Below are 23,813 nucleotides of genomic sequence, written 5' to 3'. Positions count from 1 at the left end.
ACTCCTTCATCGTCCGGCGGTCATCGGCGGACTCTCGTGCGCATGGGGCAGGCGGTACCTCCGGAGGTTCCGAAGGCACCGCCTCAGGGATTCGGCGCGGAGCGGTCAACGGATCGGATCAGGACTCGTCGAACGCGTCGTCGAGCGTCGGCGTGTCGGCGATCACGGCGTCGCTGCTGCCCCAGATGACGTCGGCGTCGACGTTCCACGTCTCGTCGGTCTGCGACGTCAACTCCTCGTTGAACGAGTTCGTGGCCGTCCAGCTCGTCGTGTCCGCGTCGTACGAGTCGTTCACGTCGAGGTGCGTCGAGCTGTCGGTCCAGGAAGAGTCATCCGTCGTCTCGTTGTACGAGTCGGTGATGGTGACGACCTGTGTCTCGTTGCCGATGTTCACGTCGCCCCCTCCCGAGATCGTGGTCGAGTGGTCGACACTCTGGCTGAGGTCGACGTCGTTTCCGGCGGCGACAGATCCTCCGCCGGATGCGACAACGGCGGAGCTGCCGCTGTCCGAGCCGTAGCCGCCCTCCCCGTCGATGCTCGCGTTGTACGACTGGTCGACGATCGTGTTCTGGTTGTTCACCCACGTATCGCCGCCACCGCCACCGCCACCGCCACCGCCACCGAGGCCGAGGCTGCCGATACCCGTGTTGTAATCGCGGGTGCCGACATCCACCGAGTGGTCGTCGACGGACTCATCGAGGTAGTAGTTGTACGACCCGCTGACAGCACTCGTCGACCCGTCGTTGTACGACCCGTGGATCGAGTCGTCGCTGTTGTCTGCCGTCGAGTTGTCACTGTTGTCCTCGACGGAGTTGTCACTGTTGTCCTCGACGGAGTTGTCGCTGTTGTCCTCGACGGAGTTGTCGCTGTTGTCCTCGACGGAGTTGTCGGACCAGTCGTTGAACGAACCGTTGGAGTCCACTGTCGTGTCGTGAGAGTCCGCGTTCCCTACATCGTCCAGGCCGACCGTGAGGTTGTTGCTGTCGTTGGTCGAAGAATCGGTGTTGCCGACCTGGTTCAGGTCGACGCCGAGGTTGCTGCTGGTATTGGTGCTGGTCGTGTTGTTGGAGTCACGGACCCGCGAGTTGAACGAATCATCGAAGTTGGTCTCGGTGTAGTCAGGCATGATTGATCGCTTTCTTCAGATCGAGATGATGTGGCACCCGGCCGAGGCGAGCTGTTCGCGTCGCGACGGCCGGGTATGGGTCAGCCGGCGAAGGGTTCGCCGATGGACGCGTCGCCGCTGTCGACGATCGCGTCTACGTCGATCGAGACCTCGGTGGACTGGAAGAGATCGTCGGTCTCGTTGAACGAGTCCTCCGCCGAGTAGGTCTCGGTCCACGAGTTGTAGGAGTCCGCCACTGACGTGTGCGTCGAGCTGTCCTCCCAGCTGGAGGAGTCTTCGTACGTGTTGTACGAGCCTTCCACGGTGGTGATCGTCGTCTCGTTGTTCAGGTTCACATCGCCCTCGGCCGACGAGATGTTCGTGGAGTAGTCGACGTCGGTCGTCACGTGCACGTCATTGCCTGCCGCGATCGAGTCATCGCCCGATGCGACGACGGCGCTGCTGCCGCTCCAGCCACCCCCTCCGCCCGCGGCGTTGTACGACTGGTCGATGATCGTGTTCTGGTTGTTGATCATGGTGTCGCCGTCGCCGCCGGAACCGCCTGCACCACCAGCGAGGGACACATCGCCGATGCCCGTGTTGTAGGAGCGCATTCCGACGATGGTCGAGTGGTCGTCGGTCGACGAGTCAGTCCAGGAGTTGTGCGAGTCGCTCACCGTGTCCGTCGACCAGTCGTTGTACGAGTCGTTGGTCGAGTTGTCGGAGTTGTCCGTCATCGAGTTGTCGGAGTTGTCCGTCATCGAGTTGTCGGAGTTATCCGTCATCGAGTTGTCGGAGTTATCCGTCGCCGAGTTGTCGGAGTTATCCGTCATCGAGTTGTCGGAGTCGTCGTTCCACGAGTCCGAGATGTCTGTGTTTGTGTCGTTCGAATCTTGATTGAAGGAGTCCGCGACATCCACGACGACGTTGTCGCTGTCGTTGGTCGAGTCATCCGAGTTGAAAGAGTTATCGGCCGCCAAGCCGAGTGTGGTTGTGGTGGTCGTGGTCTCACTGTTGCCCGATCCCCACATGCCGCTGTTGAACGACTCGTTGAAGTCGTCGATCTCGATGTTGTCCATGAGCCTTTTCCGATCCCGGGACTATCCCCGTAGGTGATGTGCCTACACGCTAAGAGCAGCAAGGCATGAGGCGAATCGGGGAGGACTCCGCGACCCCACACGACCCAGTAGGGGTTATGCGGTACCGCCGGGTAGGGCCGACGGGCCAATCACCGCAGAGGTGGACGCCGGTGGAGTCCGATCAGACGTCGGAGCGTTGGATCGCCACGCTGGGACTGCCGATCCTCTGCAGGTACCGCCGCAGCCCCGCGGCGCACACATGTCTTGGTCGGTATCGCCGGATCGGGATCGTGGTACCTGGCGCGCCCGGAAGGCGCACTGGGACGGACAAAAGACCTAAAGCCGATCTTGAGCAACGGCGACCACCACGGCCGACAGCTCAACGAAAGAAGGACCGCTCCCGAGATTTCGGAAGCGGTCCTTCCTTCTTGGGAACAGTTCTTGGATCGATTTCCAGAACGGCCCACTGGTCGGGCTGGCAGGATTTGAATCTGCGACCCCTTGGAGGCTGCAGCCTTAATTCGGTTGTAGCCGAATGCCTCTGAAACTCGCGGATTCCCTTGTATTTGTAGGGAACCGGGCGGTTCGCTGGCTCCGAGTCTACCGGTCGTTCGGGGTCGCTGCCGGGTCAATCAGATGGGTAAACGATGGGCATTCCGGCTCAAATCAGTCTCTCGCGTCCCTAACCGGTCTCATACTCGCGAGCCTCCTCCCGGATCGCATCCGCAAGCCCCCATCAGTTCGTCGTGACTACGTCAATCAGCACGGGCAGGCCATCCCAATCAACCGAATGCAACCAACCCAACGGCCGGGTGCACCTAGGCCCGGCATCACCGGACCCTTCCTATGTGAGCGGCGCGCTCCGCCGGCGGGTGCGCTCGACCAGCCAGACCGGCTGGCCACGCATCGAGAGAGGCAATGTCCGAGCCAGCCCCACCGGCTCAACCGAGAGACATGTGGCGAAACGGAAGAACTACGAAAAGCGCGCCGCTGCCCGGCTTGGTCCTGCGTTCCGAATTTAGGTCCGGTGAGACGCCTTCACCGGGTCAACATCGGATCCCGATTCCGAGCCACAGACCGAACCGGCGAGTCCCCGTAGCAAGCATCCAGCAGCGCTCAATTCTTTTCTGGTCAGTTGTCTTCGTCGGGAGGGACGCACCTGTCTTTGAGGCCGTTGAAGTCTGGGGTGGGTGTGTCCATCTCTTCGAGGACCTCGTCCGTCACCTCGTCGATCGTCTCATCGTCGGCACGTAGCTCCGTTACGAACTGATTGATGGAGCCGAGGACCTCTGCGGTGGACGTGACAGCTTTGATGATGCATTCGTTCTGCTCTTGTGTTGAAGCGATTGGCTGGTGGACTCGGATCCCGATGAACGCCCAGTACATGTCACTCACCCGGTTGCTTAGCGCCGCGCCGAGGTCCGAACTCTCTGGCACGACAGGCTCGGAGATGCAGCTTGCGGTGTGGAAGAGGCTTGCCATGACTGCTTGCTCCACGAGAGGGTCCCGGGCGACCATGTCGGCAGCGGGACCTTCGGGATCTGGATCGTCGTTCAGCCATCGGCCGAGCAGGCCTGTCGTCTGCGCCATTGCGTCCTGAACCAAGAATTGGCACTCGGCTCTGGAATCTGAGATTCGTGCCGCGTTTACCGCGGCGATCTCCTCAGCTGTGGAGTCGGCGGCTCTGTTGGCCGCAAAGACGCTGAAGATCGCCACGATGACTGAGACGGCTACGAACACGGCGCCGACCCAGCCGATAATCTTGTTCTCGACGTGGCGTCGTTCAACTGCGGTCAGCTTCTTCGCTGGCTGCTGGCCCTGCAGTTCGTTCAGGTCGACTTTCGGGAGACGACCTTCGGGTGTCATCTGCCAACAGTGGCCTCACTCAGTTCACTGGCGCAAGACCAGGATCCGGAGAGACCAGTCAGCAGCCGCTGGCGAGGACGGTCAGCGCGGCTGCGAAGTGTCACCGGCCTGTGTTCCGCGTTGCTCGGCTCTCACGTCGGCGTAGACCGAGGGCCGATGCGGGTCGGACAAGCCCCGTCAGCAACGGCCGTTTGGCGCGCACGAAGGCCGGCGAGAACCGGGTCGGTCGCGCCGGGATTCCAGACGACCATGTCGGCGGTGCTCATGTCCACTGACCACGGGACTATCTCCGGTGCTCGACGCGGGCTAGAAGACGCGGAGGCCGAACCTCTGGGCGACCGTCGCGAGCCGGCCATCGTTCACCAGGATCGGCTCAGGACTCAGCGCGAGCAGCTCCAGCTCGTAGGCGGCATCTTCCTCGGGAAGCCAGATCGCACGGCACCATCCGCCGCCCCACTTGCTGCCGAAGTGGATGCCGACCGGCTTCGAGCCGTCGTCGAGCGTGAGTAGACGGAGCTCATCAGCAATGCCTGTGGTGAGTGGTCGGTAGGGTCCTCGTAGATCCGCAGTGGTCAATGCGTCGACGCCTGCCAACCGGATCTCCGACGCGATACCTGGATGTGCCTCCAGTGCCGCCATCGAGTCGGGGTCTTCGATGTCGATCCACCACCCGTTCGATGGAGTGATGATTTCGTTTATGCCCCGAACGTCGCGCCAGAGAGCAGGCAGTGCACCCTTGGACATGAAACCGCGTTCGCTCCACTCGCGGGAGACATCGCGCACGAACTCCTCCACGGTCATACCGACTGCTTCCGCGTCGGCGGCCAGTGGGTCGGCTGTGCCGACCTTCCTCCGGAAGCCAGCGAGCACCTCAGAGAAGGCGCATTCGATGGTTTCAGCGACGTAGAGCGTAGATCCGAACGTGTCGTACCGCCCCCAACCGTCTCGATGCTCGTCCGCCGTCCGAACCGGCGCGGAGATCGGTGGGTAACGGCTCTTGGAGACACGGAAGCCGGAGTCACCCGTGCACGGCATGAGCCTGAGCCCCGTCTCGGTACAGATCCGCCCGCCGGCCGCTCTCATCAGGCGGGCTGGTCGCGGAGAAAATTGTCGACAGCAGCGGCGACGTCCGAATGGTCGTCTTCGCGGATGGCCGTCAGTGGTGTGCGCTCGCCCAGGGATGGGTTGCTACCGATGAAGAAGGCACGGGCCACGTGCTCGCCTTCGACCGCCTCGATGGCACGCCACATGCGGTGGGCGAACTTCAGACGTCGATTGAAGTCCGGTCCAGGGGTAGTCCCGTCAGGCTTGGCCCACTTGATGGGGAGCTTTGTGTCCTTCGAGCCGGTGAGGGCAGCGACAAGGGTCGGGCCGAGGGCTGCGTTCAGCTCCTTGGCGACCGCATGGATGTCCATGCGAGCAGTTTCGCCGAACTGTCGTGTTGCCGTCGTAGTTACCATGACACCGACTTTACCCCCAATTGCCACCCACTGCCAGACTCAACTAAGGCGCTAGTGGCCTCACTTCGGGGTGCACTCACTTGCCGCGGCGCCGTCCTCAACTTGCCGACGTCCGTGCCCGCAGCGCACATACTGACTGGAACGCTTGTTCGAAGCTCGGAGATTCCGGATGTCGCTCACTGCTCTCGCAGTCGAGCCTGTCGCGAACCTTCGCGAGGCTCGTTACTGGGTTGCCCCGGCCTCGGTGCCGGCGGCGTTGCCCTCCCCGCGCAAGACTATTCAACGGTCCGATAGACCTGAGGGGCGAGTGCAGTCCCACCCGAGCGGGGCCGTGACACGCTGGCGGCGGGAGTGCCGCTGAAGGTCGTGTCCGAGCTGCTGGGCCATTCCTCGATCGTCATCACCGGAGACGTGTACGGGCACGTCGCCCCGCAGGTCTCGGCGGGCGCGATCGATGTCCTCAGCGCCGCGCTCGCCTGACCGCCATTTTCGCTTAAGGTGGTAAAGAAAGGCGGTCAGACGCCTCTCGTGGACATGAAGAAGGCCACCTCGCATCTCGCGAAGTGGCCTTCTATCTGGGATTTCTCCCGGTCGGGCTGACAGGATTTGAACCTGCGACCCCTTGACCCCCAGTCAAGTGCGCTACCAAGCTGCGCCACAGCCCGATGCCCCGGCTCGCCGAGGCAACCTGACAATCATAGCGTGCCGAAAGGAGTGCTGAAGACACGGGGACCGCCGGCATCCGGTCGCTCAACCGCCCTCGGTCGTAGGGTGAGGGAATGGCAGCGAAGGTGCGCATTGTTCCGGTGACGGATGCCCCCTGGGCCGATGTGGAGCGCGTGTTCGGCACGCGCGGTGACCCGGCGGGGTGCTGGTGCCAGTTCTTCAAGCTGCCGAACGCGGAGTGGAAGACCATCACGCCCGACGATTGCCGCAACCTGCTCGAGAAGCAGGTGCAGGCGGCAGGGGCGGGAAAGGCGCATCCGCCGGGGGTCATCGCCTACCTCGAGCCGAAGGCCGGCGACCGCGCTGGCGACACCGACCACGGCCAGGGCGACGACAGTGCGGCCGAACCCGCCGGTTGGTGCGCCGTCGAGCCGCGCACGGCCTACGACCGGCTCCGCACCGCGGAGGTGGTGAAGGGAAGCGCCGAGGACGAGGATGACGACTCCGTCTGGGCGATCACCTGCTTCGTCGTGCGCGTGGGGCACCGCCGCCAAGGCATCGGCGGGGAGCTGCTGCGGGGTGCCATCGAGCAGGCCACCCGGCTCGGCGCGCGGGTCATCGAGGGCTATCCGGTCGATGCCGCGGGAGGCAAGAAGTCGAGTGCCGAGCTCTACCACGGCACCCTCTCGCAGTTCCTGGCCGCTGGCTTCGAGGTCACGTCGCGGCCGTCGCCGAGCCGCGCGGTCGTCACGCTGCGGGTCACAGCCCCTGCCTGAGTCGCTGAGCGGTACTCTGGCGACACCCTCAACAGAGAGACCACGCCGATGAGCACAACAGGACGCCTCCGGTTCGACCACGCCGAGCTCACCCGCCAGGACGAGCTCCTCGCCATCGGCAAGGACCGACGACGGCAGCTCCCCCGCCGCGCTCAGCGCACCAGGGTCGACGACGCCGACCGCGATCCCCTCGGCATCCTCGAGCGCCAGCACCACCCGCGCCTGGCCGACCTCATCCCCCTCCGGGTGCACCGGATGCTGCAGAGTCCATTCGCCTTCTATCGCGGCACCGCCGCCATCCAGGCAGCCGACCTTGCCGCCGAGCCGAACACGGGGTTCGACGTCGTACTCTGCGGCGACGCCCACATCGCCAACTTCGGCATCTACGCATCGCCCCAGCGCAGCCTCGTCTTCGATCTCAACGACTTCGACGAGGCCGCATCCGGCCCGTGGGAATGGGACGTGAAGCGGTTGGTCACCAGCGCTGTGATCGCCGGCCGCGACAACGGCTTCAGCGAGACCGACGTGCGCACGGCCGCGTTGACGGCGGCGGCCTCGTACCGCACCACGCTGCGCACGACGCTGGAACTCAGCGCTCTCGACCGCTACTTCCTGCACGCCGAGGTGCGGGAGGGCACGTCGCGATTCGGCCCCGAGACGCAGAAGATCATCGACAAGGCCGTGAGGGCGACGCAGAAGCGCACCTCGGAACGCGTCGTCGAGAAGATCATGACTCGAGCCGATGACGGCTCGCTGCACATCATCGAGGACCGCCCGACGATGATGCACATCGAGCCCGAGATCGAGGCCCGCCTCGCCGAGATCTTCGAGGCCTACAGCGCATCCGTCTCCCCCGATGTCGCTCTTCTGCTGTCGCAGTACACGGTGACGGATGCCGTGCGCCGCGTGGTCGGAGTCGGCAGCGTCGGCACCCGCTGTTACATCGCCGTGCTCACGGGTCCGCTCGGCGAGCCTCTCGTGCTGCAGTTCAAGGAGGCCGCCCGCTCGGTGGTGCACGAGTTCGGTGACGTGCCGGTGCGGCCGGCGCCCGGGGTGGACCCACAGCGCGTGGCATCCGTTCACGGCTATCGGGTGATCGCGAACCAGCGGATCCTGCAGGCCGTGTCCGATCCGTTCCTCGGCTATCTGACCGGCGACGAGGGGCGCAGTTTCTACGTGCGCCAGTTCCGCGACCGCAACGTGTCATTCGACATCGCCACGCTCACCCGCCGTCAGTTCCTCGACTATGTCAGCGCCTGCGCATCCCTGCTCGCTCGTGCTCACGCGCAGAGCCCGGCGGCGGCCAGTGTCGCGGGCTATATCGGCACGTCGACGGTCTTCGACGAGGCCGTTGCGGACTGGGCGGAGTCGTACGCCGACCGCTCGTACGCCGACTTCGTGATGCTGCGCGACGCTGTGGAGAGCGGTCGCTTCGTGAGCTCCGAGTTCGGGGCCTGACGACGCGACGCCGTCTCGTGTGAGCTCAGCCCAGGCCGAGCACCCCGTCGAAGACGAGGTCGGCCGGGCCCGACAGGGCCACGTGCTCGCCGTCCTCGGTCGGGAACATCCGCACGCCGACGCGACCCCCGGGTACGTCGACGCGCCATTCGTTGGGGGCACCGACTCCGGCCCAGTGCCGCACGGCGAGGGCAGCGGCCACGGCGCCGGTTCCGCAGGAGAGGGTCTCTCCGGAGCCGCGCTCGTGCACCCGCATCCGGATGCGGCCGACCCCGTCGTGCACCAGTGGCTCGTGCGGAAGCACGAACTCCACGTTCGCGCCCTCCGGCGCCTCGGGCTCGAGGATCGGGACGACCGTCAGGTCGATGCCGGCCAGTTCATCCTCATCGGCCAGAGCGACGACGACGTGCGGGTTGCCCACGTTGATGCCGAGGCCGGGACGGGCGACGGACAGTTCACGGGCGCGCACGAGAGGCTCGGTGCCGTCGAGCTTCCAGCGCCCGAGGTCCACCTGGAAGCCGGTGCCCGAGCGCTGCAGGTCGCGCACTCCCCCACGCGTGCCGATCGCGACCGAATCACCTTCGGCGAAGGCCAGCAGGCCCTGCTCGATGAGGAATCGTGCGTAGACACGGATGCCGTTGCCGCACATCTCGGAGACCGTGCCATCGGAGTTCCAGTAGTCCATGAACCACTCGGCGTCGGGGTCCTCGGCGAGGGCTGCGGCTCCGTCGGCGAGATTCCTGGAGCGGACCGCTCGGATGATCCCGTCGGCGCCGACGCCGAAGTGCCTGTCGCAGATCGCGCTGATCTGCTCGGGCGTGAGCTCGAGTTCACCGTCGGGGTCGGCGAACAGCACGAAGTCGTTTCCGGTGCCGTGTCCCTTGGTGAAGTGCAGATCGATCGCCATGGGGAAAGTCTATGGGCGGGTTCTCATCGCTTCGGACTGCGCTTCGGACGGTCGCTTCGCTCGGTCCCCGGCGAGCGGTGAGTGGAACATCCGCTCACAGAGGCCCGGACGCAGTCCGCGGTCGAAGCGCGCGTCAGCCGGCGGGCGTTCCCGACACGATGGCCGTGATGTCGGCCTGCGTGAGCGGCTCCCACGGCGACGAATCGGGGTCGGCCGCCGATGCCTCGGGGCTGTCCGCCTGCGTCCACCACTTCGCCTCGTAGGGCACTCCCTCGAAGAGGATGCGGTCGCCCTTCAGGTAGGTCGCGGCGCCCGTCCACTCGGGGAAGGTGCCTGCGGGCAGGGTGGCCTGCGGAATCGGCGTCTCTCCCTGCAGCACCGGGCCGACGAGCTGCCACGGCGACTCCCAGTCGTTCAGCACGGGGTTGTCGGGAACCTCCGCCTTGGTCCACCACTTCGCGGTGTAGACGTTGCGGTGCCAGACGACCTTGGTGCCCTTGAGGTAGGAGGCATCCGACGACCAGATCGGGTAGGGCGACGTGGCCGGGTCGTCGGCGATCTCAGCAGCCAGCGTGGGCTCGCTCGTGGTCGCGGCGGCGTTCTCGCCGGCAGCGAGCGAGCCCGTGAAGCCCGTCGCGAGCACGTCGGCGAAGAAGGTGTCGCCCTGATCGACGCCGCTGCAGGCATCGGAGACGATCGACGTCGTGGTGTAGTTCGAGCCGCAGGTCTTGTCGCGGTTGGCCGACCACATCGACATGCGGCCGAGACCCTTGTCCGCCGCCCAGGCGTTCAGGCGCTTGGCGTCCTTCAGGGAGAAGACCTCATCGGCCACGTCGTTCTGCCCGATCATCGGGGTCGCGCCGACCTTCGCCCAGAGGGTGGCGGTGCCGAGGGTGATGTCGGCGCGGCTGTAGAGCACGCCGAGCTGGCGCTGGGTGGCGGTCAGGGCCTTCTCCGACGCCTCGGCCATGCTGTCGCCTTCGGTGAGGCTCGAGCCGTAGTCCATCGTCATGGCGTTGACGCCCGCCAGGTCGACGCCCGCGTCGAGCATCGCGCTGACGGCGTCGGTTCCGTCTTCGGTCATGCCGGTCGGGGCGACGGGCAGCGTGAGCCAGACGGCGATGGGGTCGCCGGCGGCACGGCGCTGCTTCTGGAGGGCTGCGATGGCCGTGGCGCGTCGGTCGACGGCGGCTGAGTCGGTGAGGCCGGCGCCCTCGAGGTCGAGGTCGATCGTCCCTACCTTGTATCGGTCGAGAACGCTGGCGTAGGCCGCCTCGAGCTTGGCCTCGTCGGTGCAGTTCACGGCGAGCTCGTCATTCAGCAGGCCGCCGAACGAGACGGCGATGGTTCCGCCGCCCTGCTGCAGGCGGGCGATGCGCCTGTCGAGGTCGAGGGTGTCGCCGGCCTGGTCCATCGTGTAGGCCGTGCCCCAGCTCGGAGTGCAGGCATCCGTCGTCGCCGAGACGATGAAGGAGAGCACGGCGTCGGGGGTGTCCGTGCCTCCGTGGGTCTCGAATTCGTACGTCGGCGTGGCCGTCACGTCGACGTAGCCGGCGAACCAGGGCTGGGCCTGCGTCGGGTCGGCCTGTGTGGAGGCCCAGGAGCGTGCTCCCAGGAATCCGGCGGCGATCACGGCGAGCAGCACCACGATGGCGATGCACACCCGCAGCGGCGAGAGCCTGCGGTCGGAGAGCTCGGCGACCTGGACTGCCTCCGTGGGAACGGATGCGCCCGCGCGGTTCTTCGTGGCCATCAGGCTGCCTTCTTCTCTTCGTGGTGGACGTCAGCGTCGTGTGCGTCGTGTGCGTCGTGCGCTTCGGGGGCGGGGCGAACGGATGCCGCACTGCGGCGCCGCGCTCCGACGGCCTCGAGCATCGGAACCTCTGCATCGGCGTGACCGTGGTAGAGCACCGAGCGCCAGTCGAGGGCATCGGCATCCGTCGCCGTCTTCTTCTCCGCGACCGGCTGGGCGCGAGGCACGTACAGCGGCCTGATGAGGCCGAGCCAGATGTCGACCAGGGCGTTGCCGATGCCGATGTAGGCCACGATGGCCCAGCTGGCGAGTGCGGCGTTGATGCCGGCGAACGCCGCGTTGCCCCAGTTGCCGGCGTTGACATCGCGCCAGAGCGTGAACAGGGAGAACGCCACGATGAGGAACGGCGCCACCACGTAGAGCAGCGGGGCCGCTGTGCGGTCCTTCACCTTGGGCGTGCGCACGAAGGGGATCTTCTTGCCCGTGAGCGCCTGCTGCATCGACTTGAGAACGCCGGCGAGGTTCACCGGCAGCATGATGAGGTTGAAGCCGTAGATGCGCAGCACGTCGCTGCGGCGGTAGCCGGCGTAGCGCAGGTCGCTGGCCATGGCGAGGAAGTACGGCAACGCCGCCAAGAGCACGACGGGGCTGAGCAGGCGGCCGTCGTACGGGTACGCCAGCAGGAACACCAGGCCGAAGCTCGCCCACGCGATGGATGCCATGTAGTTCACGCGCAGCATGAGCTCGAGCATCGGCACCTGCTCGCCGCGGCGCTTGCGAGCGCGGACCTGGCGCCAGAGCTTCGGCAGGATGAGGAGCCCGCCGTTGGCCCAGCGCCGACGCTGCACCACGAGGGAGCCGAAGTCGGGCGGAGTGGCCGAGTAGCTGAGGCGCTCGGGGTAGTTCACCAGGCTCCAGCCGTGGGTTCCGAGGTCGACGCTCGACTCGGTGTCCTCGATGACGGTGCGGTCCTGGATGTAGCGCTTGACCTCGAAGCCGCCGACGAACTCGGTCTCCACGATGTCCTCGATGGCGACCTTGCGGATGACGGCGTTCGCGCCCACCCAGAAGGTGGCGCCGAAGTGGCTCATGCCCTGGTGCAGCACGTGCTGGATGTCCGTCGTGGCCGCGGCGAGACGCTCGATGCGGGTGGCGGCCCCACGGAACGACGAGTACGGGGTCTGGGTGACGGCGACGCGGGCATTGTCGGGCTGCTGCAGGAAGTAGACCAGGCGCAGGCAGTAGTCGCGGAGCAGGATCGAGTCCGCGTCGAGGGTGAGCAGGAAGTCACTGTCGGCGAAGCTCACATCGAACGGCTCGCCGGCGGCCGCGGGGAGGAGCGCCGGACCGTTCGGAGTCTCGGCGAGGGTGTACTGGCCGCCCATCAGACCGATGTAGGCGTTGAGGTTCATGGCCTTGTTGGCCTCGTGCGAGGTGGATGCGAACCTCTTGCGCTCGAACACGTCGAGGTCGGCGTCGAAGGTCCAGGCGAGGCGGCGGTAGAGCTGGCCGATGCGATCGGCCGACAGCACGGCATCCTCCTCGACGGACGTGGCGATGGCGCGACCCGTGAGGAGCAGCTCGTCGGCGAGTCCACCGAGAACCTGCTCGACGAAGAAGAGGTCGACGTGGTCGTCGAGGGTCTCCTGCTCACCGGCATCCGTCAGCCACCGCGCAGCGAAGGCGTAGTGCTCGGCGAGGGCGTGCGCATGGTCGATCGCCAGGTCGTCGGCGAGGGCACCCGAGGAGATCTGCGCCTCGAAGTCGGCCAGGGCGGCCGCGAAACGGTCCCTGGGCTCCGCGAGCATCGCCGAGATGTCGTCAGCGAGGGCACGGGTCTCCTCGAGCCGGGAGAGCACGCTCGGCTGCTTCGGGAAGGGCGGGTCGTCGAGCAGCAGCACGACCTTGATCGACGGGTACTCCTGCAGCGCGGCGGAGAGCAGTGTGGCGCGCACGACGTGGGGCTCCTCGGCGTAGGAGGGAACCAGCACCGTGATCGAGGACCGGTTCTCGGCGAAGTGTCGGTCGAGCTCGGCGCGGGGCACGCGAACGTGCTTGCTGAATCGCTGGAGCGCGCCCTCCCGCGCGACGAGGTACATCAGGGCCGAGAAGGTGAGGAAGGTGACGACCACGAGGTAGCCGATGGCCTCCATGGTGAAACGGAAGTCCTGTCGGCCGCCGTCGATGAACTGTCGGATGACCGTGGTCACCACGTAGACCGCCCAGAAGACCACGGTCAGGACGATGGCGACTCGGCTCCACGTGATGGTGCGGTTCGACGGACGCGGGTGCACCGTCGGCAGCGGCTGGGTGCGCTTCTCAGCGCCCCACTGACGCTTTCGGGCGTGCGGAAGTGATTTCACGGAGGACATCTGAGGCTCTCGTTCGGGGTGATTGAGCACCCGTCAGCGATAGGGAGGCGAGAGTGACTCATATGAGAATCTATGCGCCGTAATGGTTAGAAGGCTGAGAATTTGTCCTCAGAAGTGCGGACACGCACCCCCAGAGTGGGGCACATGACCCACTCCAGAGTGCCGGATTCACGGGGATCTTGCAAGGAGCGCCGTTTTCTTGCGTGTACCCCGGTCGGATCGGCGTGTCGGCCCCGGGCGGACCTCGAGGTCAGCGCCGGTCGCCCACAGCGCGCATGGCCGACGCCACCCTGGCGGCATCCGTCGCGCCGATCCAGGTCGTGTTCGGGTAGCGCTTGAACCAGCTGACCTGGCGTCTCGCGTAGCGGCGGGTGAGCGCCTGCGTCTGGTCGATCGCCTCGGCCTCGTCGATCTCGCCACGCAACTGAGCGAGCGCCTGGGCGTAGCCGATCGCCCGACTCGCGGTGACGCCGCGCTCGATGCCGAGAGGGATGAGGGTCTCGACCTCGGCCAGCATTCCGTCGGCCCACATCTGCTGCACCCGGGCGTCGAGCCTGGGCACGAGATCGGCGCGATCGAGGGTGAGTCCGACCATGGCCAGCGGCATCCACTCGACGGGCTCGTCGGGGAGCGACGCCGCGTGCGGCTCCCCGGTGATCTCGATGATCTCGAGCGCCCGCACGAGGCGGCGTCCGTTCTGGGAGCCGATGCGCTCGGCCGCGTTCGCATCGAGCGCCTTGAGCCGCTGGTGGAGCAGGCCGGGGCCGCGTTCGGAGAGTTCGGCCTCGAGCCTGGCTCGGAGTGCCGCATCGGTGCCCGGGAAGCGGAAGTCGTAGACGACGGCCGAGACGTACAGGCCGGAGCCGCCGACGAGGATGGGAACAGCGCCACGCTCGCGGATGCCGGTGATGACGGCGCGCGCCTCGGTCTGGTAGCGCGCGACGCTCGCCTCCTCGGTGACCTCGAGCACGTCGAAGAGATGGTGACGGATGCCGCGACGCTCGCCCGGCGCGAGCTTGGCCGTGCCGATGTCCATGCCGCGGTAGAGCTGCGAGGCGTCGGCGTTGACGATCTCGACGGACCGCCCGTCGCCGATGAGCTGCTCTGCGATGTCGAGGGCGAGCGCGGACTTGCCGGTACCGGTGGCGCCGACCACGGCGATGAGCGGCAGCGCCGCCGCCTCAGTGGTCGTGGTCACCTGTGGCGTGAGCGGCGGTCAGGCCGAGATCGACACGCGTTGCTGCTCGCAGCGTCGGGAGTCCGAGGGAGACCGTGCCGGACGTCGAGGTGGCGCCACCGCCCGCTGGGGCACCTGCGGGTACCCCGCAGGACTCGGCCTGCGCGAGGTCCCAGGCATCTCCGGCTCGGGTGCGACGGATGCGGAGGGGCTCGCCGGGTACGGCGTCGGCGATGAGATGGAACGGTGCTGCCTGGGTCACGACGACCGAGACGATATCGCCGGGCCTGGGAACGACACCGTCTGCAGGCACCTCGAAATGCACGAGGCGGCTGTCTTCGGCGCGGCCGCTGAGGCGATGCGTCGCGGCGTCCTTGCGACCCTCGCCGTTGGCGACGAGCACGTGCACCTCACGGCCGATCACATTCTGGTTCTCCTCCCACGAGATGCGCTCCTGCAGGGCGACCAGGCGCTCGTAGCGCTCCTGCACGACAGCCTTGGGAACCTGGTCCGCCATGGTCGCCGCCGGGGTGCCTGCGCGGATGGAGTACTGGAAGGTGAACGCCGTCGCGAACCTGGCCAGCTCGACGACGCGCATGGTCTCGAGGAAGTCCTCCTCGGTCTCGCCGGGGAAGCCGACGATGATGTCGGTGCTGATGGCGGCGTCGGGCATCTTCGCGCGTACACGATCGAGGATGCCGAGGAACTTCTCTGAGCGGTACGAGCGCCGCATCGCCTTGAGGATGCGGTCGGAGCCCGACTGCAGCGGCATGTGCAGTTGAGGCATGACAGCGTCGGTCTCGGCCATGGCGTCGATGACGTCATCGGTGAAGGCCGCCGGATGCGGGCTCGTGAAACGGATGCGCTCGAGGCCGTCGATGGCCCCGGCGGCGCGCAGCAGCTTGCCGAAGGCCAGCCTGTCGCCGAATTCGACTCCGTAGGAGTTCACGTTCTGCCCGAGGAGCGTCACCTCGATCGCACCGTCATCGACGATAGCCTGGATCTCGCCGAGCACGTCGCCCGGGCGGCGGTCCTTCTCCTTGCCGCGCAGAGACGGCACGATGCAGAAGGTGCAGGTGTTGTTGCAGCCGACGGAGATGGACACCCAGCCGCTGTAGCTGGAGTCGCGCTTGGTGGGCAGCGTCGAGGGGAAGGTCTCGAGGGAGTCGAGGATCTCGAGCTGCGCCTCGTCATTGTGCCTGGCACGCTCGAGCAGACGCGGGAGGGCACCCATGTTGTGGGTGCCGAAGACCACGTCGACCCACGGCGCCTTCTCGAGGATGGTGGTCTTGTCCTTCTGGGCGAGGCAGCCCCCGACGGCGATCTGCATGCCGTCGTGGCGCTTCTTGACCGAGGCGAGGTGGCCGAGATTGCCGTAGAGCTTGTTGTCGGCGTTCTCGCGCACGGCGCAGGTGTTGATCACGACGATGTCGGGCTCGCTGTCGACGGCACGCACGTAGCCTGCAGCCTCGAGCGAGCCGCTCAGGCGCTCGGAGTCGTGCACGTTCATCTGGCAGCCGAAGGTGCGCACCTCGAAGGTGCGTGCCCGGCCGTCGTCGTCGAACGCCGCGACGGACGGCGCGATGACGGTCGGTTCACTGCTGACGACGGTACTGCTCATGCAGACCAGTGTACGTTCAGCGGGCGCGTCGCCCGATCGCCGTGAAGGCCGTCTTGACGGCGTCCCGGGACACGCTCGAGGAGTAGCCCTTGCGCATGAGGAAGGACAGCAGCCGGCGCTCCGCGGTCTCGTCGTCGAGCGAACTCATGCGACTGAGCCTGCCGGCGGCGAGCTCTGTCGCCGGGCCGCTCTCGTCGACCGAGAGCTCGTCGAGCACGGCGCTCATGGCGTGCTGGTCGAGCTTGCGGCGCCGCATCTCGGCCTCCACTGCGGAACGGCCGAGGCCCTTGCGCTCATGGTGGGTGTGAACGATCTGCTCGGCCAGGCGGGTGTCATCGAGGTAGCCGATTCGTTCGAAGCGCTCGATGAGTTCTTCGGCGGCTCCCGCGTCGAGTTCAAGCTCGACGAGCACCGCCCGCGCCTCGGCCACGGAGAGCGAGCGGCCGCGTAGGCGCCGGGTCAGAACATTCTCGGCCTCGAGCAGGTCGCGCTCGGGATCGACGCCGGGAACCCGGCGCTGCGGAACCAGTTCGTCTGCAGCGGCATCGGCGTCGGTCTCGGACCCGGCCCAGGGAAGATACGAGACCGGGGCGAGACGCTCGTCTGGGCCGCCCGTGCTGTTGCTCGTGCTGCTGTTCGACGGCATGTGTCTCTCCCCGGTCTCGTCTCTGGATGGTGCTGTAGGAGCTAGGCGCCCTTGCGCTTCGCCGTGATCGACTCCACGTTGGCCGGAACCTCGGCGGCCAGAGCCGCGTCGGTCGCGGCCTTCGCTGCGGCGCCGGCGATGCCGACTCCGAGCTTGGCGAGGATCTTGTTCTCGATCTCGAGGGCGATGTCGGGGTTCTTGAGCAGGAAGTTGCGCGAGTTCTCCTTGCCCTGGCCCAGCTGGTCACCGTCGTAGGTGTACCAGGCACCCGACTTCTTCACGATGGCGTGGTCGACACCGAAGTCGATGAGCGAGCCCTCGCGCGAGATTCCGACGCCGTAGAGGATGTCGAACTCGGCCTGCTTGAACGGCGGAGCCATCTTGTTCTTGACGACCTTGACGCGGGTGCGGTTACCCACGGCCTCGGTTCCGTCTTTGAGGGTCTCGATACGACGGATGTCGAGGCGCACCGAGGCGTAGAACTTGAGCGCCTTGCCACCGGCGGTGGTCTCGGGGCTTCCGAAGAACACACCGATCTTCTCGCGCAGCTGGTTGATGAAGATCATCGTGGTGTTCGTCTGGCTGAGGCCACCGGTGAGCTTGCGGAGGGCCTGGGACATGAGGCGGGCCTGGAGACCGACGTGCGAGTCGCCCATCTCGCCCTCGATCTCGGCGCGGGGAACGAGCGCCGCCACCGAGTCGATGACGATCAGGTCGATGGATCCGGAGCGCACGAGCATGTCGGCGATCTCGAGCGCCTGCTCACCCGTGTCGGGCTGCGAGACGAGGAGGGCATCGATGTCGACGCCGAGCTTCTTGGCGTACTCGGGGTCGAGCGCGTGCTCGGCGTCGATGAAGGCCGCGATGCCACCGGCGCGCTGGGCGTTGGCGATGGCGTGCAGAGTGAGGGTCGTCTTACCCGACGACTCCGGACCGTAGATCTCCACGATGCGGCCGCGCGGGAGTCCCCCGATGCCGAGCGCGACGTCGAGCGCGATCGAACCTGTCGGGATGACGGCGACGGGTGCGCGCTCATCGCTTCCGAGGCGCATGACCGACCCCTTGCCGAACTGGCGGTCGATCTGGGCGAGAGCTGTCTCGAGTGACTTCTCGCGGTCTGCAGCTGAGGGCATCATGGTCTCCTTCTGTCGATATTCCGTCGCCTCTAGGCTGTCGTGTCGCGTGAGGCTAGAGCTGGCGCTCATGAACCGGGCACGCGACTGACAAGGCAGTCAGCAGTTCATCGCTGATGGAAAGGACGCTACGCCGAGCCTCCGACATTGCTCGGATGACCGGGACGACAGTGGACTGTCCGTCTTCGATTCGCTGCTGTTGAGTAGCCTAGCAAGATCCGAACATCCGTTCGAGATGTTCGGACGGCGTGTCGAGGACGATGGCGACGGATGTGGCAGCCCGCCTAGCGGCGCGGCTCCCTGAGCCCAGCACCGTGGCGGCGGTTCTCGGGCACGTCCATCGCCGCGCAGAGGGCGTACCAGACGTCGCGCGGGCGGGTGCCGGCAGCGAGGGCCTCATCGCCGGTGATGTTGCCGAGGTCGGGCAGCACGAGATCGCGGAGGAGGGAGCGGCCGTAGGCGTCGCCGAACTCCTCCTGCACGGCGAGGCGGAACTCGCTGGACTTCACAGATCACTCCATGGGCGGGACGACCCGGATGCGCGGTGCTGGACCACGATCGCGGGAACGAAAAGGGGACAGAAACGCCAGCCGGTCGATGACCGGCTGGCGTTCGTGATGTATGCGGGACTCAGCGGACGAGCAGCTCGGCGTCGAAGTCGACGACGAGGTCTTCGGGCACTGTGTCGGGAATCGGGTTGATCCCCTCGAGCACGGCCAGGCGGTCGCCCACCTCGCGCATGATGACCGAGATCGGAGTGTCGAGTGCATCGGCGACTGATGCGAGGATCTCGCTGGATGCTTCCTTCTGTCCGCGCTCGACCTCGCTGAGATAGCCGAGTGCGACGCTGGCCTTGCTCGCGACCTGACGGAGCGTGCGGCCCTTCTGCAGACGGAAGTCCCTGAGAACATCGCCGATTTCCTGACGAACCAGAATCATTGGAACCCCCTTCTGTGCTGCCAGTTCACCCCGGTGCGGGTGAGTTGATACAGAGTACGACAGGTACTCGTTCATCCAGCGTACTGCGCTGTTCCGGCGTTTTCTTGTGAATACGCCCGATGTAACGGCGAGTTAACGCAGGTTATTCCGCCGTGTCGAGCAGGAGGTCGAGAGTGGCGGCGATCGCCGCGGTCACGACGGCGGCCCGGATGGCTGCCCGACCACCGTCGAGAGCGAGCTCGAGCACCTGCATCCGTTCACCGATGGAGATGCCGATGAACACCGTCCCGACCGGCTGGCCGTCCTGCGGATCGGGGCCGGCGGCTCCCGTCGTGCCGATACCGACGTCGGCGTCGCGTCCGTCGACGGCGAGCACGCTGCGCACTCCGGCAGCCATCTGCTCGGCGACCCGGGGGTGCACGGCTCCGAATTCGTCGAGAAGGGCTGCGTCCACGCCCAGCACGCTGCGCTTGATGGCCGTGTTGTACGCCACCACTCCCCCGGTGACGACGACGGATGCCCCGGGGATGCGCATCAGCTCGGCTGCGAGCAGGCCGCCCGTGAGCGATTCCGCGACGGCGATCGTGAGTCCGCGGCGCGTCAGCTCGGCGACGAGATCAGCAGTGGCGTCGCGCACGCTGGGCTCAGGCATCCGTTCCCGAAGTCGACGTCGATGATGCGGGGAGGGCGCGCTTCAGCTTCCAGGCGGAGACGAGGTACTCGACGCCCGACCACACCGTGAGGGCGAAGGCGATGCCCATGGCCACCCAGTTGACCCAGAAGATCCAGTCGCCGAGCACGGTCCAGAGCGGAACGAGCGCGAGCGAGATGGCGATGGACTGCGCGATGGTCTTGAGTTTGCCGCCGCGGGATGCGGGAACGACGTTGCGGTGGGAGAGCTCGACCATGCGCCACACCGTGATGCCGACCTCGCGCACGAGGATGATGATGGTGACCCACCACCAGAGCTCGCCCAGGATCGACAGGCACACGAGGGCGCCGCCGGTGAGCAGCTTGTCGGCGATCGGATCGAGGATCTTCCCGAGGTCGGTCACGAGGCCCTGACGGCGAGCGATGGCCCCATCGACGCCGTCCGTGGCGATGGCCACGATGAAGACGACGGCGGCCCACCAGCGGAGTGCCCCGTCGGCCCCGTTGTCGACCAGCAGCATCCAGAAGAACAGCGGCGCGAGCAGGATGCGCACGACCGTGATCAGGTTGGGCAGGTTCCAGTTCGAGGCGCGAGGCACCTCGGCGTCGAGCGAAGCCATGTCAGTCCCTGCCGGTCAGGTTCCAGGCGTCCTCGTCGGAATCGCCCTCCTCCTCAGGATAGCCCTCGGTCATGCGGGCGACGGGGTCGTCGCCGTAGGGGTCGACAGGCGCTCCGGTCTGCTGAGCGCCGGGCTGAACGCCCTGCTGCACCGTCGTCTGCTGGGGGGCTGATGGGGCGACGGATGCCGCACTCGGCGCCGGCGCCGACCCGTCGTCCTCGCCGCGCAGGCGAGCCAGCACACCGGGCAACTGCTCGGCCGTGACCAGCACGTCGCGGGCCTTCGATCCCTCGGAGGGGCCGACGATCTCGCGCGATTCGAGCAGGTCCATGAGGCGGCCGGCCTTGGCGAAGCCGACGCGCAGCTTGCGCTGCAGCATGGAGGTGGAGCCGAACTGCGTCGAGACCACGAGCTCGGCGGCCGCGAGCAGCAGTTCGAGGTCGTCGCCGATGTCGGAGTCGATGGCCTTGCGCTCTGCCGACACCGCGACATCCGGTCGATACTCGGGACGCGCCTGACGCGTGACGTGCTTGACGACGCGTTCGATCTCGCTCTCGCTGACCCAGGCACCCTGCACGCGCAACGCCTTGGAGGCACCCATGGGGAGGAACAGCGCGTCGCCCTGCCCGATGAGCTTGTCGGCGCCGGGCTGGTCGAGGATCACGCGGGAGTCCGTGACGCTCGTGACGGCGAAGGCGAGGCGGCTCGGCACGTTGGCCTTGATGAGGCCCGTGACCACGTCGACGCTCGGACGCTGGGTGGCGAGCACGAGGTGGATTCCGGATGCTCGGGCCAGCTGCGTGATGCGCACGATCGAGTCCTCGACGTCGCGCGGGGCGACCATCATGAGGTCGGCGAGCTCGTCGACGACCACGAGGAGGTAGGGGTAGGGCTTGAGCTGGCGCTCGCTGCCGGCGGGGAGGATGATCTCCTCGTTGATGACGGCCTTGTTGAAGTCGTCGATGTGACGGAAGCCGAACGACGCGAGGTCGTCGTAGCGCATGTCCATCTCTTTCACGACCCAGGAGAGCGCCTCTGCGGCCTTCTTGGGGTTCGTGATGATGGGCGTGATGAGGTGCGGAACACCGGCGTAGGGGGCGAGCTCGACGCGCTTCGGGTCGATGAGCACCATGCGCACGTCGGCCGGGGTGGCGCGCATGAGCAGGCTGGTGATCATGGAGTTCACGAAGCTCGACTTGCCCGATCCCGTCGAACCCGCGACGAGCAGGTGGGGCATCTTGGCGAGGTTCGCGAGCACGAAGCCGCCCCCGACGTCCTTGCCGACGCCGATGGTCATCGGGTGCGTGCTCTTCGCCGCCGCGCCGGAGCGCAGCACGTCTCCGAGCGTGACGATCTCGCGGTCGCTGTTGGGGATCTCGATGCCGATCGCGCTCTTGCCGGGGATGGGCGAGAGGATGCGCACCTCGTTCGAGGCGACCGCGTAGGAGAGGTTCTTCGAGAGTGCCGTCACGCGCTCGACCTTCACGCCGGGGCCGAGCTCGACCTCGTACTGCGTGACCGTCGGGCCGCGCGAGAAGCCCGTGACGCGGGCGTCTACGGAGAACTGCTGCAGCACGTCGGTGATGGCCCGCACGACCTCGTCGTTCGCGGCCGAGCGCGTCTTGGCCGGGGCACCGGCGGCGAGGGTGGATGCCGCGGGCAGGTGGTACGGAGCCGTGGGCTGGTCGTCGACCGGTGCGACGCCGGCCTGGTCGAACACGGCGCCGGCCGCCGAGAATCCGGGGAGCACGCCGGGAGCGGCATCCGGAACCGCGGCACCATCGGCGAGCAGGGTGGTGGCTCCCCCGACCTCGCCGGTGAAGCGCTTGACGGCGTCTTCGGCCGCCTGCAGATCGGCCATGACCTCGGTGCCGTAGTGGTCGCCGTTGACACCTCCGCGGGCGCCCGGCGCGTCGGCATCGACGCCGTCGAGCGCGCTGTCGAATGCGCCTTCGGGGGCACCGCCGAAAACATCCGTGAGTCCGTCGACTCCCGCGGCCTCGAAGGCAGGATCCTCTTCGCGGCCGCTGGTGTTGCGGCGCCACCAGGGCAGGTTGTCGGGCGTGGAGGATTCGCCGTCGCCGTCTCCATCGAGGCCGAGGCTGTCGATGCCGTCGAGCTCGACGGACTGGGAGCGCTCCTTCTTCGCGGCCTTCGCTGCGAGGCGGGCCTCGTCGCGGGCCTCCTCGTCGGGCAGGTGCGCTCCGAACAGCCAGGCGTAGAGCTCGCGCATGCGCTGCGGGATGCGGTTCGGAGGGGTCTTGGTGATGATGAGCAGCGACAGCGCGATGAGCACGATCATCACGACGACGGCGAGCCACGGGGCGACGAGCATCATCGGCCAGGTGATCATCCAGCCCAGGATGCCGCCGGCGCGGGCGAGCACGTCCATGCCGTCGCTCGGGGCGGGCTGACCGCCGAAGACGTGGCACAGGCCGGCGATCGAGACGAGCAGGATGCCGAGGCCGATTCCGATGCGGGAGTTGTCGTGCACCGACGACGGATGCCGGAACAACCAGACCGCGAACACCAGCATGATGATCGGCAGCGCGAACGCGACGCGGCCGACCAGGCCGCCGAAGGTCCAGGCATCGAGGGTCTGCGCAACGGGCTCGTTGATGAGGAACCACTCGATCACGGCGCCGGCGATGGCCAGAAGGATGATGAAGAAGGGCAGGCCGTCGCGGCGCTCCTCCTTGGCGAGCTGCTCGGGGCCGAGGGCACGGGCCGCTCCCCCGGCGACGTGCGCGAGCCCCATCCAGGCTCGCACGAGGACGTTGGGCTTCTCCTCGACCGCAGTGAACTTCAGGGTCTGGGCGCTCGTCTTCGTGGACGCGCGGGGCGCGGCCTTGGTCGGAGTCTTCGCGGGGGTCTTGGCCGGTGGCTTCGTCGCGCCGCCGCGCGACGAAGGAGTCGCGCGTGCGCGACCAGTCGCCTTGGTGCTCGTAGCCATGGCTCAACGGTACTTCCGGCCCCGGTCATTCCCGCGGAGGCCGGGTCGGGTGTCTCGCGATCGACGGCGAACGGATGCCGCGCTCAGCGCAGGTTCTTGACCATGGTCTCGCGGCTGCCGGGGGTGGCGACGGTCACGAAGCCCTCGCTGCGGTAGAGGTCGACGGCGTGATTGCCGCGCTCGACGCTCAGCGTCAGGCGCGCGTGGCCTGCTGTGCGGGCCATCGACACGACTTCGCGGAGCAGCGCACGCCCGGCACCCTGCGCACGCCAGATGGGACTGACCCCGAGGATGAGTTCCGGCACCCCGACGGCGACGAAGCCGTGCCCCGGCGCGTTCGTCGGGAACAGCCGGAACCAGCACGCGCCGACCGGCATGCCCTCGGTGTCCTCGGCGACGACCCCGGCGTCGCTCGGCCGCTGCCAGCCCGCGATGTAGCGGGTGTACTCCGGATCGGCCAGAACACTCACGCGCTGCCTGCTGGCGCTCGGGTTCCAGTTCGCAGCCTCGACGACCATGTCGGTCAGGAAGCGCGAATCGCTTCCGACCGCTGCGCGGAGGCCGAATGCCGTCATCCTCAGATCGTAGGGCGCGCGCGTTACGGACGGGTTACGGATGCGGCTGCGGCTGC

At 67.0% G+C, this 23,813-nt stretch carries 20 protein-coding genes and 1 tRNA gene; 2 read left to right on the top strand and 19 right to left on the bottom strand.

The features are described 5' to 3' along the window. Window positions 1–118 precede the first annotated feature (118 nt). The 6 genes from E4M00_RS04475 to E4M00_RS04445 all read right to left on the bottom strand — a co-directional run bounded on the left by E4M00_RS04475 (window position 119) and on the right by E4M00_RS04445 (window position 6,175). Window positions 119–1,126 carry a hypothetical protein gene (locus E4M00_RS04475; protein ID WP_135119307.1) on the bottom strand — a complete coding sequence of 336 codons (1,008 nt, stop codon included), beginning with the start codon at window positions 1,124–1,126 and terminating at the stop codon, window positions 119–121. Between the two features lie 80 nt (window positions 1,127–1,206). Next, window positions 1,207–2,184 (bottom strand): hypothetical protein, encoded by a 978-nt coding sequence (locus E4M00_RS04470; RefSeq protein WP_135119306.1) that lies wholly within the window; start codon window positions 2,182–2,184, stop codon window positions 1,207–1,209. A gap of 1,131 nt (window positions 2,185–3,315) precedes the next feature. Continuing rightward, window positions 3,316–4,050, bottom strand: coding sequence for a hypothetical protein (locus tag E4M00_RS04465; RefSeq protein WP_135119305.1), 735 nt, complete (start codon window positions 4,048–4,050; stop codon window positions 3,316–3,318). Between the two features lie 306 nt (window positions 4,051–4,356). After that, entirely contained in the window at window positions 4,357–5,133 is a 777-nt protein-coding gene (locus E4M00_RS04460) for a hypothetical protein (protein ID WP_135119304.1), read from the bottom strand. Next, window positions 5,133–5,465, bottom strand: coding sequence for a hypothetical protein (locus E4M00_RS04455; RefSeq protein ID WP_167756822.1), 333 nt, complete (start codon window positions 5,463–5,465; stop codon window positions 5,133–5,135). The genes E4M00_RS04460 and E4M00_RS04455 overlap by 1 nt, the downstream gene beginning before the upstream one ends. A gap of 636 nt (window positions 5,466–6,101) precedes the next feature. Beyond that, window positions 6,102–6,175, bottom strand: a tRNA-Pro gene (locus E4M00_RS04445). A 114-nt stretch (window positions 6,176–6,289) separates the two neighbouring features. On the opposite strand from E4M00_RS04445, the gene E4M00_RS04440 reads away from it, so the two are divergent. Together E4M00_RS04440 and E4M00_RS04435 are read left to right on the top strand one after the other, a co-directional pair. Then, a complete protein-coding gene (locus tag E4M00_RS04440) occupies window positions 6,290–6,952 on the top strand; it encodes a GNAT family N-acetyltransferase (RefSeq protein ID WP_135119301.1) in 663 nt (220 codons plus the stop codon). Window positions 6,953–7,000: 48 nt separating this feature from the next. Beyond that, window positions 7,001–8,410: a DUF2252 domain-containing protein gene (locus E4M00_RS04435; protein WP_135119300.1), complete on the top strand. Its 1,410-nt coding sequence runs from the start codon at window positions 7,001–7,003 to the stop codon at window positions 8,408–8,410. Window positions 8,411–8,435: 25 nt separating this feature from the next. On the opposite strand, the gene dapF is transcribed toward E4M00_RS04435, so the two are convergent. The 13 genes from dapF to E4M00_RS04370 all read right to left on the bottom strand — a co-directional run bounded on the left by dapF (window position 8,436) and on the right by E4M00_RS04370 (window position 23,757). After that, complete coding sequence (gene dapF / locus E4M00_RS04430) at window positions 8,436–9,317, bottom strand: diaminopimelate epimerase (RefSeq protein ID WP_135119299.1); 882 nt, start codon at window positions 9,315–9,317, stop codon at window positions 8,436–8,438. Window positions 9,318–9,450: 133 nt separating this feature from the next. Next, window positions 9,451–11,070, bottom strand: coding sequence for a chitinase (locus E4M00_RS04425; protein WP_135119298.1), 1,620 nt, complete (start codon window positions 11,068–11,070; stop codon window positions 9,451–9,453). Continuing rightward, window positions 11,070–13,442: a glycosyltransferase family 2 protein gene (locus tag E4M00_RS04420; protein ID WP_135119297.1), complete on the bottom strand. Its 2,373-nt coding sequence runs from the start codon at window positions 13,440–13,442 to the stop codon at window positions 11,070–11,072. The genes E4M00_RS04425 and E4M00_RS04420 overlap by 1 nt, the downstream gene beginning before the upstream one ends. Window positions 13,443–13,692: 250 nt before the next feature. After that, window positions 13,693–14,640, bottom strand: a complete 948-nt coding sequence (miaA, locus tag E4M00_RS04415) for a tRNA (adenosine(37)-N6)-dimethylallyltransferase MiaA (RefSeq protein ID WP_240036845.1) — start codon at window positions 14,638–14,640, stop codon at window positions 13,693–13,695. Then, window positions 14,624–16,240, bottom strand: a complete 1,617-nt coding sequence (miaB, locus tag E4M00_RS04410) for a tRNA (N6-isopentenyl adenosine(37)-C2)-methylthiotransferase MiaB (protein WP_135119296.1) — start codon at window positions 16,238–16,240, stop codon at window positions 14,624–14,626. Before miaB ends, miaA begins: the two co-directional genes overlap by 17 nt. A gap of 16 nt (window positions 16,241–16,256) precedes the next feature. Beyond that, a complete protein-coding gene (locus tag E4M00_RS04405) occupies window positions 16,257–16,886 on the bottom strand; it encodes a regulatory protein RecX (RefSeq protein ID WP_135119295.1) in 630 nt (209 codons plus the stop codon). A 41-nt stretch (window positions 16,887–16,927) separates the two neighbouring features. Then, window positions 16,928–18,019 carry a recombinase RecA gene (recA, locus tag E4M00_RS04400; RefSeq protein WP_055822649.1) on the bottom strand — a complete coding sequence of 364 codons (1,092 nt, stop codon included), beginning with the start codon at window positions 18,017–18,019 and terminating at the stop codon, window positions 16,928–16,930. Window positions 18,020–18,303: 284 nt separating this feature from the next. After that, window positions 18,304–18,528 (bottom strand): DUF3046 domain-containing protein, encoded by a 225-nt coding sequence (locus tag E4M00_RS04395; RefSeq protein ID WP_135119294.1) that lies wholly within the window; start codon window positions 18,526–18,528, stop codon window positions 18,304–18,306. Window positions 18,529–18,649: 121 nt separating this feature from the next. Beyond that, the gene (locus tag E4M00_RS04390) at window positions 18,650–18,958 is read right to left on the bottom strand and encodes a helix-turn-helix domain-containing protein (RefSeq protein WP_055817878.1); all 309 of its coding nucleotides are present in this window, start codon (window positions 18,956–18,958) and stop codon (window positions 18,650–18,652) included. A gap of 142 nt (window positions 18,959–19,100) precedes the next feature. Then, window positions 19,101–19,610, bottom strand: a complete 510-nt coding sequence (locus E4M00_RS04385) for a CinA family protein (protein ID WP_135119293.1) — start codon at window positions 19,608–19,610, stop codon at window positions 19,101–19,103. After that, window positions 19,603–20,229: a CDP-diacylglycerol--glycerol-3-phosphate 3-phosphatidyltransferase gene (pgsA, locus tag E4M00_RS04380; RefSeq protein WP_135119292.1), complete on the bottom strand. Its 627-nt coding sequence runs from the start codon at window positions 20,227–20,229 to the stop codon at window positions 19,603–19,605. The genes E4M00_RS04385 and pgsA overlap by 8 nt, the downstream gene beginning before the upstream one ends. 1 nt (window position 20,230) lies before the next feature. After that, window positions 20,231–23,182, bottom strand: coding sequence for an FtsK/SpoIIIE family DNA translocase (locus tag E4M00_RS04375; protein WP_135119291.1), 2,952 nt, complete (start codon window positions 23,180–23,182; stop codon window positions 20,231–20,233). Window positions 23,183–23,265: 83 nt separating this feature from the next. Next, on the bottom strand, window positions 23,266–23,757 hold the full coding sequence (locus E4M00_RS04370; RefSeq protein ID WP_135119290.1) for a GNAT family N-acetyltransferase: 492 nt from the start codon (window positions 23,755–23,757) through the stop codon (window positions 23,266–23,268). Window positions 23,758–23,813 lie beyond the last annotated feature (56 nt).

Source organism: Orlajensenia leifsoniae (assembly GCF_004570845.1).
Lineage (GTDB): Bacteria > Actinomycetota > Actinomycetes > Actinomycetales > Microbacteriaceae > Orlajensenia > Orlajensenia leifsoniae.
The sequence above is the reverse complement of the archived record's forward strand: the minus strand, read 5'-3'. Positions and strand labels throughout refer to the sequence as shown.

Bases quoted from the DNA above. Each gene is read 5' to 3' on its own strand.
- E4M00_RS04475 (WP_135119307.1), bottom strand. From the start codon at position 1,126: ATGCCTGACTACACCGAGACCAACTTCGATGATTCGTTCAACTCGCGG.
- E4M00_RS04470 (WP_135119306.1), bottom strand. From the start codon at position 2,184: ATGGACAACATCGAGATCGACGACTTCAACGAGTCGTTCAACAGCGGC.
- E4M00_RS04465 (WP_135119305.1), bottom strand. From the start codon at position 4,050: ATGACACCCGAAGGTCGTCTCCCGAAAGTCGACCTGAACGAACTGCAG.
- E4M00_RS04460 (WP_135119304.1), bottom strand. From the start codon at position 5,133: ATGAGAGCGGCCGGCGGGCGGATCTGTACCGAGACGGGGCTCAGGCTC.
- E4M00_RS04455 (WP_167756822.1), bottom strand. From the start codon at position 5,465: ATGGACATCCATGCGGTCGCCAAGGAGCTGAACGCAGCCCTCGGCCCG.
- E4M00_RS04440 (WP_135119301.1), top strand. From the start codon at position 6,290: ATGGCAGCGAAGGTGCGCATTGTTCCGGTGACGGATGCCCCCTGGGCC.
- E4M00_RS04435 (WP_135119300.1), top strand. From the start codon at position 7,001: ATGAGCACAACAGGACGCCTCCGGTTCGACCACGCCGAGCTCACCCGC.
- dapF (WP_135119299.1), bottom strand. From the start codon at position 9,317: ATGGCGATCGATCTGCACTTCACCAAGGGACACGGCACCGGAAACGAC.
- E4M00_RS04425 (WP_135119298.1), bottom strand. From the start codon at position 11,070: ATGGCCACGAAGAACCGCGCGGGCGCATCCGTTCCCACGGAGGCAGTC.
- E4M00_RS04420 (WP_135119297.1), bottom strand. From the start codon at position 13,442: ATGTCCTCCGTGAAATCACTTCCGCACGCCCGAAAGCGTCAGTGGGGC.
- miaB (WP_135119296.1), bottom strand. From the start codon at position 16,240: ATGAGCAGTACCGTCGTCAGCAGTGAACCGACCGTCATCGCGCCGTCC.
- E4M00_RS04405 (WP_135119295.1), bottom strand. From the start codon at position 16,886: ATGCCGTCGAACAGCAGCACGAGCAACAGCACGGGCGGCCCAGACGAG.
- recA (WP_055822649.1), bottom strand. From the start codon at position 18,019: ATGCCCTCAGCTGCAGACCGCGAGAAGTCACTCGAGACAGCTCTCGCC.
- E4M00_RS04390 (WP_055817878.1), bottom strand. From the start codon at position 18,958: ATGATTCTGGTTCGTCAGGAAATCGGCGATGTTCTCAGGGACTTCCGT.
- E4M00_RS04385 (WP_135119293.1), bottom strand. From the start codon at position 19,610: ATGCCTGAGCCCAGCGTGCGCGACGCCACTGCTGATCTCGTCGCCGAG.
- pgsA (WP_135119292.1), bottom strand. From the start codon at position 20,229: ATGGCTTCGCTCGACGCCGAGGTGCCTCGCGCCTCGAACTGGAACCTG.
- E4M00_RS04375 (WP_135119291.1), bottom strand. From the start codon at position 23,182: ATGGCTACGAGCACCAAGGCGACTGGTCGCGCACGCGCGACTCCTTCG.
- E4M00_RS04370 (WP_135119290.1), bottom strand. From the start codon at position 23,757: ATGACGGCATTCGGCCTCCGCGCAGCGGTCGGAAGCGATTCGCGCTTC.